This is a genomic window from Shimia sp. R9_2 (assembly GCF_017743735.1).
In the GTDB taxonomy this organism is placed as follows: domain Bacteria; phylum Pseudomonadota; class Alphaproteobacteria; order Rhodobacterales; family Rhodobacteraceae; genus Shimia.
Map to the genome: position 1 here is coordinate 632,010 of NZ_JAGHRO010000001.1, position 14,441 is coordinate 646,450.

Genomic DNA, 14,441 nt, shown 5'->3' on the forward strand with positions numbered 1-14,441 from the left:
TCAGCCTCCGATAAAGCCCGGCAGCGGGCGCATGTAGATGCCAAGCACTTCTTGGACGAGATACCAGACGATTAGGGTAGCGATGGCCGCGACAGGCACCATGATGTGCCATTTGCGTTCGCCGAGAATGAAAGAACCCAAAATCAGAAAACCGCTCGTGGACAGGATAAACCCTGCAGGGCGCAGCAACAGCGCATAGGCCACCATCAGCGCGAGCAGAATAATTGCCTGGCCGAGTTTATACTCATGCAGGCGGCGGTAATCGATGTCCGCCTCTTTGGCTTCACTTTTTTCAAAGCCCAGGAGGATAATGGACGAGGCGATGATGCCAAAGATGGACAACAGTTTCGGGAACGTGCTGGGCCAAATGGGGTTGCGTCTCATGAATGGCGCAAGGCTGCCATCCATCGTAAACCATGCGGCGTAGCCATAGATCAGGCAAATGCCGAGCAGGATCAGTGCGATCCAACGATCAAGAGCCATTCAGCCCTCCTACATCTTTTGATGAAAGGAAGGCAGAGCGGCTGACCGCTCTGCCCTACGTAACTTGAGAAGTTGACCTTAGAGGAAGCCGAGCTTCTTCATCAGGTCGCCAATGACTTTTTCCTGCTCCTCAAGGAAGCTTTGGAAATCTGCGCCACTGTTGTGGATGTTCACCCAGCCGTTGCGGGCGCGAACGTCTTCCCACTCGCTGGTGTCATACATCTTGCCAATGGCGTCTTGGTACATCGCGAGCTTGTCTTCTGGCAGACCGGGCGCTGCGAAGAAGCCGCGCCAGTTCACGAATGAGGTGTCGATGCCTTGTTCTTTCATGGTTTTGGCATCCGGGGCTGCCGAAACACGGTCATCGGAGGTTACGCCGATTATTTTGACTTCACCCGCGTTGGAGAGATCTACCGCTTCAGAGAAACCGGTGGAAAGTGCCGCGATTTCGCCTGACAGCAGTGCAGCCATAGCTTTGCCGCCCGCGTCATAAGGAATATATTTTACCCCCAGTGCGTCTTTTCCGGCCGCTTCCATGACCATGGCTGCAACGAGGTGGTCCATGCCCCCCGGTACAGAGCCGCCGCCGATCGCGGTTGCGGATGGATCCGCGTCAAAAGCCGCCAGCAGGTCGTCCATGGAGTTGATGGGGCTGTCTTTGCCCACAACGATGGCGGCATAGTCGCCAATGGTTCCCGCGACGAGGGTCAGGTCACGGAAGTTGTGTGGGAACACGCCGGTCAGTGAGCGGATCACGATTGGGGTCGAGTTGACCATCAGGGTGCCGTGGTTGCTGTCGGCGTTTTCGATCAGGTAGCCGATGGCTTTACCACCGCCGCCGCCGGACATGTTTTCATAAGATGCGTTGCCGACGATGCCCGCTTTGGTCAGGGCCTCGCCTGTGCCGCGCGCGGTGCCATCCCAGCCGCCACCGGCGCCGCCGGGGATCAGAAAGTGGATGCTGTCCACAACTTTGTGCCCGTCTGCGAGTGCAGGACCGGCAAATGCCATTGCGGCGACAGCCGTCGCCATCAGGGCGCGACGGCCCATGTCAAATTTCAACATATTTTCCTCCCAATTTGACAACTGTCCGAAAGCTGGCTCAGTTGGGGCAACTCAAACATTGCAACCTGTCACAAACCTGTCATGGGCGAAGAAAGGCCGATCCCCGATGAAGTTCCTGTTGGTCGAAGACAACCACGATTTGGCCAATGCTGTTTGCGCGCGTCTTCAGATGGATGGTCATGTCGTTGATCATGCGGATAAAATTGCGGATGCATCGGCTTTTGTGGACACCGGCGACTATGATCTCATTCTGCTGGACATTATGTTGCCAGATGGCGATGGCCGCGCCTTTCTCAAGCAGCACCGCGCGGGAAAAAATGACACGCCGGTCATTGTTCTAACAGCGCGGTCGCAAGTGAGTGATCGAATCAGCATGCTGGATTTGGGCGCGGATGACTACATGACCAAACCCTTTGATCATGAAGAGCTGCAAGCTCGATGCCGTGCGGTTTTGCGGCGGAATGCCGGTCATGCGCAGCCGTCGGTTCAGCTTGGCGATGTGATGCTTGATCCTGTCGCTGGGCAGCTCAAGGTCGGAACGAAAGTGGTCACCCTGCGTAATAGAGAGCTGCGCTTGTTGGAGTTGCTGATCAACGCCCCTGGGCAGATATTTTCAAAAGCGAAACTCGCTGACAGGCTGTTTTCCTATGACGAAGACGTCTCCGAAAATGCTATAGAGGTCTATATCGGGCGTCTGAGGCGGCATTTGGAGCCCTCCAGTTTGCAAATTACAACCTTACGTGGCCTCGGATATCGGCTCGACCATGCGTGAGGCGGCAAATGTCTCGGGCTCCTTGCGAGCGAGACTTGCGTTGACTCTGATTGGGGGCGCAGCGGGCTTGGCTGTCCTCCTCTTTCTGGTCGTGCGCAGTTATGCTGCGCAGATCGCTCAACAGGGGCAAGATCGTATCCTGGAAGCTTCCGTAACCTCGATTTTGGATGCAGCGGTTCTGCGCGACGGGTTGGTTGAGGTGGACTTCCCCTATGCTGCTTTTTCCATTCTCAGCACAGATCAGGACGACCGCGTTTTTTATGCCATCCATCAAGATGGCACATTGCTTTCCGGTTATGACACCTTGCCTCAAGCTGAGCAGACCATTGGCGCAGATGTTGTCCATGTGTCCGGGGATATGCGCGGTTCAGATGTTCGGATCGCTTCAGCGTCGCGCACATTGGTTGGCGCAGATGCACGCACGCTGGTGACAGTCGCCGTCGCACAAACCCAAGAAGCGTTGCAGGTGACGCTTAATCGGATTTCGTTGAACGTCGCTTATTTCGGGGCAGGGTTCTTTGTTCTGTCGGTCCTTGTCGCCTCTTGGGCAACCTCGACAACCATTCGCCCGCTGGAACGCCTGACCAACTCCATCACCCGGCGCGGTCCCAAAGATCTGACACCAGTTGCGCAGCCTGTGCCTTTGGAAATGGGACCATTGGTGTCGTCGCTCAACAATTTTATGGCGCGTTTGAGTGCGTCTCTTTCGCAGTCGGAGGACTTCATCGCCGAAGCGGCCCATCGGGTGCGCACTCCTTTGGCCACTGTCCGCAGCCACGCAGAAACGACATTGCAAAGGGTGGAGCGAGAAGAGAACCGGCAAGCGCTGCGATCGATGGTGCGCGCGATTGATGAAAGCTCCCGGGCGGCGGGGCAGTTGCTGGATCATGCAATGATAACCTTTCGGGCAGACCATCTTGAGCGTGAAAGCCTGGATCTTGTGGCCTTGGTTCAGGATTTGGTGATCCGGTTGACCCCAATCGCTGAAATGAAAGACATCGCTTTGACGGTGGAGAGCGATCCTGAGGTCATGGTCGCTGCGGATTCCATCCTGCTTCAAAATGCGCTGCGCAATCTTGTGGACAACGCTTTGAAGTATTCGCCGGTCGAGAGTGAAATTATCATCGAAGTGAAATCCGCGCCTCAGCCTCATGTACAGGTCATGGATGAAGGGCCAGGCTTTCCGCCGGATCAAATCGATCGGCTTGCGACGCGGTTTTTGCGCGGCGACAATGCGACGGGGACAATTGGCTCAGGTTTGGGCCTGACCATCGCTCAAGATGTTGCAGAAGCTCATGGTGGAGACTTGCAACTCGACAATCGGTCTGAGGGGGGCGCATGCGTTACATTTACTGTTTGATACTGTGCTTCTGCCCAATGTTGGTTGGTGCGCAGACTTGGGAGGATCGCAGTGTTTTTGGCGCTTCGAATCCCGCGCGCACCCTGCGCGTTCTGTCGAGTACGGATACTTCGTTCTTTGCGCCGATCATTGAGTCCTTTCTGCAAAGACAGCCGGGATTGGCGGTCGAGTATTTTGTGATTAGTACCGCGCAAATTGATGAGATTTTTCGGGCGGAACCCTCAGAGTATGACGTGGTTATATCCAGCGCGATGGACCTGCAGCTGAAGCTCGTGAATGATGGCTACGGTCTTCCCATCGCCAATCTGAGTGTGCCGGATTGGGCCCAATGGCGCGACAGCCTGTATGCCTTCACCTCTGAGCCTGCGACGGTTGTCGTAAACCGTTCGGCTTTCCCGAATGGCGACGTTCCAAGGACGCGGCAGGAGTTGATCCAGGCTTTGCGCGCGCGCCCGGAGTTGTTTGACGGGCGGGTGGGCACCTATGACGTGAGGTTGTCTGGGCTCGGATATCTCTTTGCGACACAGGATGCGCGCGCGTCCGAGAGCTTCTGGCGACTTATGGAGGTCATAGGAGGGCTGAATGCAAAGCTCTATTGCTGCTCTGGTGAGATGATCGAGGACTTGGAAACAGGCAAACTGCTGGTCGCCTATAATGTGCTGGGGAGCTACGTCGACGCGCGCGAAACCGTTTCAGACCAGCTTGAGGTCATACTGCCATCAGATTTTCCAACAACCATGATGCGCACGGCTTTTGTGCATGTAGATACCATGCTTCGCGGAGATGCAGAGGCTTTTGTGCGGCATCTGGTCAATGTCCAATCCGCTCTCCCGTCGCCAGAAACTTTTCCGCTTCCACGTCTTACCTCGAACACGGATGCATCCGGACAATCGGCGATAACGCTTGAGCCTGCCTTGATGACATATCTTGATCCGCTCAAGCGGCGCACATTCATCAAAGAATGGAGCGACGCCGTTATTCAGTAGCGGCTGGCGCAGTTACGCCGACGATAGGTCCCATCCAGAAACCCGTATCAGAACGATCAAGCTGGGGTGCGTGTAGGCGGCTGATTTTGCCGTCAAAATAGAGCGCATTGGGCGTTTTTAGCACGTCTCTAAAAAACCGCCCGAACTCATGAAATGTGACGGCAGTGTTCGAGATCGCAAAATATGCAGTCTTGCCATCGGCGCTCGTGCCGACGCCATTACGCAGAAACTTTGAGGTGCTGTCTTTCAAAAAACGAGGGTGCAGCGCGCCATCGATCACCAGCATCGGCCCTGATTGCGTGGCATCACGGCAGTGTGGTTTTTGCGACGCAAACGTGAGCGTTTCATAAACCTTTGCGGAGTTCTCGGTGATGCAGAAAACGCCGTTTGGGAGAAGCCCGAAGTTGCCAACGCTCGCCCCTGTTAACAGGCGCATCTCTTCATTCTGGTCTTGAACGTAGTGGCCTACAGGGCTGCGATCCGCATGATACATGCCTGCATTCATGGCAAACGCGAGGGTTTTTCCTTCGTCCAGCGCGCGCTCTACCGCGCGAAATTGGCCAAGGATCGTGCCTTCATCGTCGCGCAGGAACAGCCTGAGATCATCTTGAGTGGCATCAACAGTGCAAACTGTGATGCCCTTGCCCTCAAAGCTGGTGTCTTCGCAGGTCACGGCACCAACCCATTGGGGCAGTGCGATGATTGCGAGACAGAGCCAGTGCCGGATCACGAGGTTGCGCCATCCTCTTCGCTGTCAGGCTTTGCCACGTCAGCCTGTACACGGTCTTCAGAGAGCATCCGTCGTGTTGCATCCATCTGGTCAAATGTGGTGTCGATCCGGAACCGCAGATCTGGAGCATGCTTGAGCTTGGCCTTACGGCCGATGATGCGGCGCAGCTCGCCTTTGTGACTGGCGAGAAGGCTGATCGCTTCTTCTTGTTTGTCACCGCCAAGAGGCAGGACAAAAGCTGTCGCAATGGAGAGGTCAGGTGTTACCCGAACTTCGCCAACCGTGATCGAGAGACGGCTGAGGTCGGGGTCGTGCAGCTCATCGCGCATCAAGACCTCCGACAATGTGCGTCGGATCACTTCGCCAACACGCAGCTGGCGCTGGGAGGGGCCGCGGCCCTCAGAAAATGTGTTCTTTGCCATGGCTCCCCACTTAGGCGTTCTCTGCCCCTTTGCCAAGCTGGATTGCTTTATGTAAGCAGGGGCGGCGCCGATCCACCGGCCCACAAATGGAGAACGTTATGCAAGATCTGCCCGGAATCGTCATCACTGGAGCCTCTGGCCGTATGGGACAGATGCTGATCAAGACGGTTTGTGAGAGCGATAAGGCAAAGCTGGTCGGTGCTGTGGAGCGCAGTGGACATGAATGGGTCGGGCGTGATGCTGGTGAAGCCATGGGAGGCGCACCACTTGGCGTTACAGTGACCGATCAGCCTCTGGAGGCCTTTGCACAGGCGCAGGCAGTGATTGATTTCACAGCGCCGGCAGCGACGATTGAGTTCGCGAAATTGGCCGCGCAGGCACGTGCTGTGCATGTGATTGGCACCACCGGCATGACGGATGGGGATATTGCACAACTGGAGCCTTGTGGCCGCCATGCAGTGATTGTGCGGGCCGGAAATATGAGCCTTGGTGTCAATCTGTTGACTCGTCTGACGCAAAAGGTGGCGGCAGCGCTGGATGAGGATTTTGATATCGAAATCATTGAGGCGCATCACCATCACAAAGTGGATGCGCCGAGTGGCACCGCCCTGATGCTTGGCGAAGCAGCCGCCGAAGGGCGCGGCGTTGCGCTAGCAGATGTGGCCGACCGTGGCCGTGATGGCATCACAGGTGCCCGTAAACGCGGTGATATTGGCTTCACAGCCATTCGTGGCGGAGACATCGTGGGTGAGCATGACGTATTGTTCGCCGCTGCCGGTGAGCGGATCGTGCTGCGCCATCTCGCGACGGATCGGGCAATCTTCGCCCGCGGCGCGCTCAAAGCGGCGATCTGGGGACAAGGCCAAAGGCCCGGTGAATACGATATGATGGACGTGTTGGGCCTCTGATGAGGTCGGGCGATTCTGAGATTTTGCCTCAATAAATCAGAGTGTCTTGCCCTGAGCGTTACTCAAATTGTCATAGCGCCTTACCGGTGCTCAAAATATGTGTCTTGAAAATACACATATAATTCAGCGTGCTACCGCCGATTTTTTGAGCGTTGGTCACACCACACGGTGATGTAAACTGAACGGGCGTATTTTTTGTTGGCAGGTCGGTGTTGCTGTGTTTTTATGCCGGCAGTCAAAAAATTAAATGACCATTTAAAAAACGACGACAGGGAGATGACGATGAAGACGACAATGAAGGCTGGATTGTCCGCGCTGGCCATAACTGCAGCGGCGATGTCCGCACAGGCAGCAGAGCTGGGAGCGACTGGCGAGCCGATCAAGCTGGCCATCAACGAATGGACCGGCCAGCACGTAACCACCCATGTCGCCGGTGAGATGCTCAAAGCCGCAGGTTACGACGTTGAATATGTTACCGCAGGTATGATGAACCAATTTCAGGCGATTGCCGATGGCGACATCCATGCGACCCTCGAAATCTGGTCCTCCAACGTGTCTGACCAATATGCTGTGCTGAAAGGCGAAGGCAAATTGGAAGAGCTGTCTGATCTCGGCCTGAATGCGCGTGAAGGCATTGCCTATCCTGCACATGTCGCAGACCTTTGCCCTGGCCTACCAGCATGGGAAGCGCTGAAGGATTGCGCGATCAACTTCGCAACCGCGGAAACGCTGCCAGCAGGCCGCCTCGTAGATTACCCTGCAGATTGGGGTACACCAGGTGCAGACCGCATGACCGGTCTCGACCTGCCATTTAAGGCCGTGCCAGCAGGTTCTGAGGGCGCGCTGATTGCTGAATTGCGTGCCTCCACCGAGAAGAAATCTCCGTTGCTGATCACCTTCTGGCAGCCGCACTGGGCGATGTCTGCCTATGATGTGAAATTTGTGGATCTGCCAGCGGGCGAAGACGCCTGTTTCACCGATCCGGCATGGGGTCCAAACCCGAATGCCATTAACGACTGTGATTTCTCCGCGAGCCGTATCTTCAAGGCGGGCTGGCCGGGCCTGAAAGACAAGTGGCCTGCAGCGCACGAAATCCTCGTGAACTATCAGCTGGCTGTCGAAGATCAGCAGCCAATGATGGGGGCGGTAGATGTGGACGGCCAGTCTGTTGAAGAAGTTGTTGCCGCTTGGATGGGTGCAAACGAAGACAAGTGGAAGTCGGTTGTCGACGCCGCAATCAAGTAAGCCTTTATGACTGACCATAACAGCACCGCTCCGGCGATCGCCGTCAAAGACCTCTGGCAGGTCTTTGGCGAGAACGCCAAACCGGCCCTACGTGATGCACGCGGGGCCGGAGACGACAAAGCCATCGCTCAAACCCTCAAAGACAAAGGGCTGATCCCGGCGGTTCGCGCAGCGAACTTCGAGGTGAAATCCGGCGAACTCTTTGTGATTATGGGGCTTTCTGGCTCCGGTAAATCGACCTTGATCCGCTGTATTTCGCGTCTGATCGAACCGACCTCCGGATCCGTAAGCATCGATGGCGAAGATATTCTTCAAGCCAATGACAAACGGCTGATCGACCTGCGCCGGCACAAGCTTGGCATGGTGTTTCAGCATTTTGGTCTGTTTCCGCATATGACGGTTGCAGACAATGTTGGCTTCCCGCTGAAGATGCAGGGCATGGGCAAGACCGAGCGCCGGGAACGTGCGCTGGAAGTGCTTGAGCTTGTTGGCCTCAAAGGACGCGAAGACACCTATCCGCGCAACCTCTCCGGTGGTCAGCGCCAGCGCGTCGGGATTGCCCGCTCCCTCGCGGTGAACCCTGATATCTGGTTCTTGGATGAGCCCTTCTCTGCGCTTGACCCGTTGATCCGGCGGCAGTTGCAAGATGAGTTCCTGAACATTCAGGCCACGCTCAAAAAATCCATTGTTTTCATCACCCACGACATCCAGGAAGCGCTCAAGCTCGCGGATCGCATCGCCATCATGAAAGATGGCGAAGTCGTGCAGATTGGCACGCCGGAAGAGATCGTTCTGCACCCGGTCAACGACTATGTCGCGGAGTTCTCTAAAGATGTGCCCAAAGGCCGGCACGGTTGCGTCGAGAACGTCATGACCAAAGACGTGCCTGCGAATATGCCGGATGATCCCGGTCTGAAAGTCGGCATGACCATTGAAACAGCGCTGGCCAAATGCATGGCGCTTTATGAGCCGGTCCCGGTTCATGATGCCAATGGCGCTCTGGTTGGGGCGGTTGACCCAGCAGATCTTGCAGCAGCCTTGCAGGCAGAAGAGACATGAGTATCGCTGAAGAGGCGCCGGTTTCCGGACGGAGAGGTTTGAACCTGAGCAAAGGTGCGATTGCAGCGCTTATGGTTCTGGCTGTGACCGTAGTCTGTCGTTTGTTGATGAGCGACTTAGATTTGTCGATAGAATGGATAAACGAACTGCGCCCATTCTTTGAGTGGTTAGTAAGCTGGCCTGACGCCCTAACCGTGCCAATGACCGATTGGGTTGGCGCCGTGGTTGGTGGATTTCTCAATATCTTCAAACCTGTAGCGCGTGTGTTCTCCTATCTGCTTGAGTTCCCAATGACCTGGGTCGGCGGGCTGTTGTCTGGTGCCCCGTGGCCCTTGGTGCTTGGTGCGGTCACTGCGCTGGGCTGGCTCATAGGTGGGGCGCGCATGGCTGCGCTGGCCTTCTTTGGCTTTGGTTTTGTGGTGATCAGCGGATATTGGCTGGAAGGTATGAACACGTTGGCGCTGGTCGCTGTGTCGGTGCCTCTGGCAGCGCTACTAGGAGCCGGGATTGGCATCCTCGCGTTTGAATACCCCAAACTCAAAGGTGGCGTGAATGTGGTGCTGGATGTCATGCAGACCATGCCGACCTTTGCCTATCTCACACCTCTGCTGGTGCTCTTTGGCTTTGGTCCGGTGGTGGGCCTCATCGCCTCGGCAATTTTTGCGGCACCGCCAATGGCGCGCAATGTGCTGCTGGGGCTGGAGCGCGTAGAGCCTGAAATCCGCGAAGCAGCTGTGATGTCTGGCGGCACCCGTCGGCAGCAGCTCTTTTTGGTCGAATTGCCCGCCGCGTCCCAACAGATCATGATCGGCTTCAACCAATGCCTGATGGCTGCATTGAGCATGGTGATCATCGCGGCCGTCATTGGCGGCTTTGAAGACATTGGCTGGGAAGTTCTTCTTACCATGCGCAAGGCCTTGTTTGGCCCGGCGTTTCTCGCAGGCTCTGTGATCGTGGTCTTTGCAGTTGTGATTGACCGCATGTCCGCCGCGTTGGCGGAACCGCGCCCTGCGCAAGACAAGCGGGTTGCTCTGGCAATCTTCGCCGTCGGCGCAGTCATCGCGATTTGGGCTGCGCTGGCAGGTTGGAACCCGGCAGGTATCGCAGCACTTGATGGTGTTGCTGAGCGGGTGGATCAAGGCGTGGGGCAGTTCACCGCAAACCACGGAACAACGCTGGACACTGTGAAGAACTCCGCGATGTTCTATGGTCTCTTGCCTCTGCGGATCGGGTTATCTGATGCAGTTTTGCCCTTCACCTGGGGCTTTGCCTGGACCACGACGCACACGCTGGTGTTCTATGCGATCTTTGCCGCTCTCGCTGCTTTGATTGCTCTGCGCGGTCATCTCGCTGGTGCTGGCTTGGTTCTGATTGGGGCAATGGTGCTGGAGATAGGCGTGGCACAACTGCCTTGGCCCATTTTGCTGTTCGGCGTTGCTGCTTTGGGATGGGTGGCCAGCGGTAGGGAGCTCGCCATACAAGTAACCGTTCTGCTGGGGCTGATCCTGATTTCGGGGCTTTGGGAGCGCGCCTTGCTGTCGCTTTACCTCAGCGGTGCAGCCGTTGCAGCCTGCGCGTTGGTGGGCGGCATCTTGGGGTTCTGGTCCGCAATGAGCGACCGCGCCTGGATGGTTGTCCGGCCGATCTGTGACACGTTGCAAACCATCCCGCTGTTTGTCTTCCTCATCCCGGTTCTGATGTTCTTCCAGATTGGAGAATTCTCAGCGTTTCTTGCCATTTGCATGTATGCGGTGGTTCCCATGATCCGCTACACGCGGCATGGTTTGATCACCACGCCGGACGAGATGATCGAGGCAGCAACCGCAAGTGGTGCCGGGCGTTGGCAAACCATGTTTGAGGTCCGCGCGCCTTATGCGGCGCCGACCATTCTGCTCGGGCTCAACCAGACCATCCTCTATGCGTTTGCCATGCTTGTGATTGCGGCGCTGATTGGCACGACAGGCCTTGGTCAGTCGATCTATCTGGCACTTGGGCAGGCCGATGTCGGCCTCGGTGTTACCGCAGGCGCAGCCATGGCGATTTTGGCGTTGGTGGCGGATCGGTTGGTGCAGGGGTTTGCTGAAGAACGGCGTCAGGCTCTGGGGCTGTAAGCGATTGGAGAAAGCGGGAAATTCTCGCTTTCTCTTGCCTTGTTAGGCGTCGGTATCGCATCTGTTTCGCGTCGTTATCGCATCAGTAAAGCGGGTGTGCGATGTCGGTATTTCCGCGCCTTGAGCGCTTGGCCGTATGACATTTGATTTATGTCATATAGCTCAAATAATGCCTTGGCTAACCTGAGAACTGTAAAGGTTCGCTCTCGCCACTGTTGAGTGGTGAAAGAAGATTTATGCAACCTTTTTCGATTTAGATATGTGAAGCGAAGTCAGGGCTGCTCCCCAATCAGCCCGAATAGCGAAACAGGTGAGAGTGAGTAGAACGCAATGAACGATTTGGACGCAGATCGCGAAACGTCGGTTGAACTTGCGCCCGAAATCATCCGTGTCGCCGTGTCGCGTGTCTCTGCGAGTGAGGTGTTTGAGAAATCAGGACGTGCGCGCAGACTGCTTGAGTTTCTAACTGACGAAGCCTTGGCAGGGCGCGCAGCGCAGACCTCATTGCAAACTGTGCAATCTGCCCTCTATGAGTCCTATGAGCCTCATGAACGAGAGAAAGTCGCACGTTCTGACAAGCTCAGATTGGCAGAACTGTTGCAGCGGTACTTTTCAGCGGAGGGACGTGAGGACGCTCTGCATATTTCCGTGGCGTCTGAAGGACTGCAGCTGGAGTTTGCCTTTGCTGAACAGGAGCAGAGCGAGGTCAAGTCTAAGACACGCGCGATGTTCCGGCGAAATTGGGCGCTGTTCGTCGCAGTTGCGATGTTGGTTGTTGCAATATTGGTTGGTAAATTGATGCCGGATCTTTTTGCCGCCCAACAGAACGCGCTCAACTTCTCATCACCTTGGTACGCTGGGTCGAAGGGGCAAAATTCTGATATGGAATTTCTGCCGGGCACCGAGGACATTTCCATTTCGACGCCAGAAGAGCTGGACATTCTTGCCCGCAATCACATGTTTTCTTTCATGGACATGGAGCGCCAGAAGCGCGTGGTTGCACATTCCAAGGCGGTGATAACACGTTTTCCAGACCACGCGGGTTCCTATGCCACGGCAGCGCATAGCCTGAGCAACATGGCGATCTTGACGCGAGGCTCCAGTGCTTCTTTAGCGTACTTCGACGAAGCTTCCGCTATGGTGGAGAGGGCGCAGGTCCTGGCCGCTGACGACCCTTGGACGCTTTCTGCCGGAGGGTGGTTGGCCGCTGGCTTACGAGATTGGGATAATGCGCGTGCGTTGAGCGCACGCGCGCATGCGCTGGAAAATGAAAGCAAAGAAATACTCATTTTTCGCGCGCTGATTTTGCTATTTTCCGGTGATTTTAAGACGGCGGCAGAAGTTACGGCTCCCAAAGAAAATGACCCCCAAAGTGGTGATGTTGGAATCCACGGTTTTGCCAAGTTCTATCTGGAAGACTACGAGGGTGCCGTTGCGGCTTTTGAGCAGTCTATGAAGCGCGGCGGCAATCCCACACCCGTTGGCTCCGCCTATGTGGCTGCGGCCTATCAGGCAGTTGGCAGATCAGAGACCGCCGCAAGGGTGGTTGCCTCAATCAGAGAAAAGTGGCCAACCTTCCGCCCCGAGCTGGTTCATCAGGTGTTTGCACCGGAAATCAGCGAAATTCACGGTCTGACGTTTCTGAAACTGTTCTGCGACGCGGGCTGGGAGCTAGACGCCTAGTCTGGCTTCAGAAATCAATCGCGATTCCCTTTTTCTCCCAATCGCCGTAGCGCACAGGCTCCGGCCCGTCGCGGCCACCCAATTCGGTTGGAAGCTCCAGATCCTTAACCTTCTTGCGGCGCTCTTCGGCTTCGGCAAGCGCGCGCTTGGCGGCTTCGGGCAGGTCATCGCGGGTTTCAGGCGTGTCGCTCATCGAAGGGTTCCTTTTGAGGCTTTCCCTTGATATACGCGCCCGTCTGACAACGACAAGCCCCCTGTCTGATCCTCAGCAGTCGCCGCCACTCCATTTTAGAAGGTCTTTCGCATGTCCAAATCCAGCTATCCGACCCGCCGCAGTGCGGTTTATCTCTTGGATCAGGTGCTGGGCGAAGGTCGGCTGCTATCTGATGTGATTGCGGGAGGTGCCTTGCAGAAGCTGGAGCCCGCAGAACGCGCCCGTGCACAGCGGTTGGCAACAGACACGCTTCGCAATCTGGAACGTGCAGATCGGGTGCTGCAGAAACATCTGAAAAAGACCCCGACGATGACGGTGCAGAACGTCTTGCGGATGGCGGCCATGGAAATCTGCCAAGGCGGTGCAGCACATGGTGTGGTCAACGATGCGGTTGAAATCGTCAGCAAATCCAAGCGCACCTCAGGCATGAAGGGCCTTGTGAATGCGGTGTTGCGTAAGGTGGACGACAAAGGGCGCGATGAATGGGTCAAGCTGCGCATCCCGCGTTTGCCAAAATGGCTGCGCAAGCCGCTGGCGCAGGCCTATGACAACGAAATCATGCTTGAAATCGAAGCCGCGCACTATGCCGGTGCGCCACTGGATTTGACCCCCAAAGAGGATGCAGAGGCTGTGGCCAAGGCCGTTGGTGGCGAGCTGCTGCCAACAGGCTCCGTGCGTTTGCGTGATGCGGGGCAGGTGACGGCGCTGGAGGGCTTTAAACAGGGGCACTGGTGGGTGCAGGACGCGGCTGCGGCGCTGCCTGCGCGGGTGCTGAATGCACAGCCGGGCGAGCGCGTGCTGGATCTTTGTGCCGCGCCCGGCGGCAAGACCATGCAGATCGCGGCGGCTGGTGCGAAAGTCACCGCGGTGGACGACAACCCGGCGCGGATGGAGCGGCTGCGGGAGAACCTCAAGCGCGTGCAATTGGACGCTGAGGTGGTCGTTGGCGATGTCATGACGCAAGAGGGGCAGTATGATGCGATCCTTCTGGATGCGCCCTGCTCGGCCACGGGAACGATTCGCAGGCATCCGGATTTGCCGTTTGCCAAAGACGGCAGCGAGTTTGGCGATCTGATCGGGATGCAGGAGGTTTTTCTGGATCACGCCTTGGGGCTGCTGAAACCGGGTGGTCGTTTGGTATTCTGCACCTGCTCATTGCTGCCCGACGAAGGCGAAGTGCAGATTGAAGAAGCCGCAGAGCGCTGGGCCGATGTCACCGTGGACCGCGACGCAGTGCTGATTAACGGCGTTGATCCGGCATGGGGGACAGAAGAAGGCGGGCTGCGGCTGCGCCCGGACTATTGGGCCGACAAAGGCGGTATGGATGGCTTCTACGTGGCGATGCTGCGCAAAGGCGTCTGAGGAAAGGCCCATTTGAATTGAGGCTGTTCCGCGGGAAGGTC

14 protein-coding genes are annotated in these 14,441 nt (G+C 56.6%); 9 read left to right on the plus strand and 5 right to left on the minus strand.

All coding sequences use genetic code 11. The features are described from left to right. Both J7400_RS02895 and J7400_RS02900 read right to left on the minus strand, forming a co-directional pair. On the minus strand, nt 1–483 hold the full coding sequence (locus tag J7400_RS02895) for a tripartite tricarboxylate transporter TctB family protein (RefSeq protein WP_209058871.1): 483 nt from the start codon (nt 481–483) through the stop codon (nt 1–3). A gap of 78 nt (nt 484–561) precedes the next feature. Beyond that, the gene (locus J7400_RS02900) at nt 562–1,548 is read right to left on the minus strand and encodes a tripartite tricarboxylate transporter substrate-binding protein (protein ID WP_209058874.1); all 987 of its coding nucleotides are present in this window, start codon (nt 1,546–1,548) and stop codon (nt 562–564) included. A 106-nt stretch (nt 1,549–1,654) separates the two neighbouring features. Between J7400_RS02900 and J7400_RS02905 the strand changes: the two genes are divergently transcribed. From J7400_RS02905 to J7400_RS02915, 3 genes are read left to right on the plus strand one after another with little or no spacing between them, the layout of a single operon-like run. After that, complete coding sequence (locus tag J7400_RS02905; RefSeq protein WP_209058876.1) at nt 1,655–2,320, plus strand: response regulator transcription factor; 666 nt, start codon at nt 1,655–1,657, stop codon at nt 2,318–2,320. Beyond that, nucleotides 2,313–3,680 carry a sensor histidine kinase gene (locus J7400_RS02910; protein WP_209058878.1) on the plus strand — a complete coding sequence of 456 codons (1,368 nt, stop codon included), beginning with the start codon at nt 2,313–2,315 and terminating at the stop codon, nt 3,678–3,680. The genes J7400_RS02905 and J7400_RS02910 overlap by 8 nt, the downstream gene beginning before the upstream one ends. After that, nucleotides 3,659–4,666 carry an ABC transporter substrate-binding protein gene (locus J7400_RS02915; RefSeq protein ID WP_209058888.1) on the plus strand — a complete coding sequence of 336 codons (1,008 nt, stop codon included), beginning with the start codon at nt 3,659–3,661 and terminating at the stop codon, nt 4,664–4,666. Before J7400_RS02910 ends, J7400_RS02915 begins: the two co-directional genes overlap by 22 nt. Here J7400_RS02915 and J7400_RS02920 read toward each other — a convergent pair. Continuing rightward, nucleotides 4,656–5,393, minus strand: coding sequence for a phosphodiester glycosidase family protein (locus J7400_RS02920; RefSeq protein WP_209060243.1), 738 nt, complete (start codon nt 5,391–5,393; stop codon nt 4,656–4,658). The two genes, J7400_RS02915 and J7400_RS02920, sit on opposite strands and share 11 nt — an antisense overlap. After that, nucleotides 5,393–5,818, minus strand: a complete 426-nt coding sequence (rbfA, locus tag J7400_RS02925) for a 30S ribosome-binding factor RbfA (protein WP_209058891.1) — start codon at nt 5,816–5,818, stop codon at nt 5,393–5,395. Before rbfA ends, J7400_RS02920 begins: the two co-directional genes overlap by 1 nt. A gap of 98 nt (nt 5,819–5,916) precedes the next feature. On the opposite strand from rbfA, the gene dapB reads away from it, so the two are divergent. The 5 genes from dapB to J7400_RS02950 all read left to right on the plus strand — a co-directional run bounded on the left by dapB (nt 5,917) and on the right by J7400_RS02950 (nt 12,824). Then, a complete protein-coding gene (dapB, locus tag J7400_RS02930) occupies nt 5,917–6,726 on the plus strand; it encodes a 4-hydroxy-tetrahydrodipicolinate reductase (protein ID WP_209058893.1) in 810 nt (269 codons plus the stop codon). A gap of 294 nt (nt 6,727–7,020) precedes the next feature. Next, a complete protein-coding gene (locus J7400_RS02935) occupies nt 7,021–7,971 on the plus strand; it encodes an ABC transporter substrate-binding protein (RefSeq protein ID WP_209060244.1) in 951 nt (316 codons plus the stop codon). Nucleotides 7,972–7,977: 6 nt separating this feature from the next. Further along, complete coding sequence (locus J7400_RS02940; RefSeq protein ID WP_209058895.1) at nt 7,978–9,030, plus strand: glycine betaine/L-proline ABC transporter ATP-binding protein; 1,053 nt, start codon at nt 7,978–7,980, stop codon at nt 9,028–9,030. After that, on the plus strand, nt 9,027–11,141 hold the full coding sequence (locus J7400_RS02945; protein WP_209058907.1) for an ABC transporter permease subunit: 2,115 nt from the start codon (nt 9,027–9,029) through the stop codon (nt 11,139–11,141). The genes J7400_RS02940 and J7400_RS02945 overlap by 4 nt, the downstream gene beginning before the upstream one ends. 420 nt (nt 11,142–11,561) lie before the next feature. Continuing rightward, nucleotides 11,562–12,824 (plus strand): hypothetical protein, encoded by a 1,263-nt coding sequence (locus J7400_RS02950; protein ID WP_209058909.1) that lies wholly within the window; start codon nt 11,562–11,564, stop codon nt 12,822–12,824. Nucleotides 12,825–12,831: 7 nt separating this feature from the next. Here J7400_RS02950 and J7400_RS02955 read toward each other — a convergent pair whose 3' ends face one another. Continuing rightward, nucleotides 12,832–13,017, minus strand: a complete 186-nt coding sequence (locus J7400_RS02955; RefSeq protein WP_209058912.1) for a DUF1674 domain-containing protein — start codon at nt 13,015–13,017, stop codon at nt 12,832–12,834. Nucleotides 13,018–13,128: 111 nt separating this feature from the next. Here J7400_RS02955 and J7400_RS02960 point away from each other — a divergent pair, with 111 nt between their 5' ends. Beyond that, nucleotides 13,129–14,400: an RsmB/NOP family class I SAM-dependent RNA methyltransferase gene (locus J7400_RS02960; RefSeq protein WP_209058916.1), complete on the plus strand. Its 1,272-nt coding sequence runs from the start codon at nt 13,129–13,131 to the stop codon at nt 14,398–14,400. The last annotated feature ends 41 nt before the right edge of the window (nt 14,401–14,441 follow it).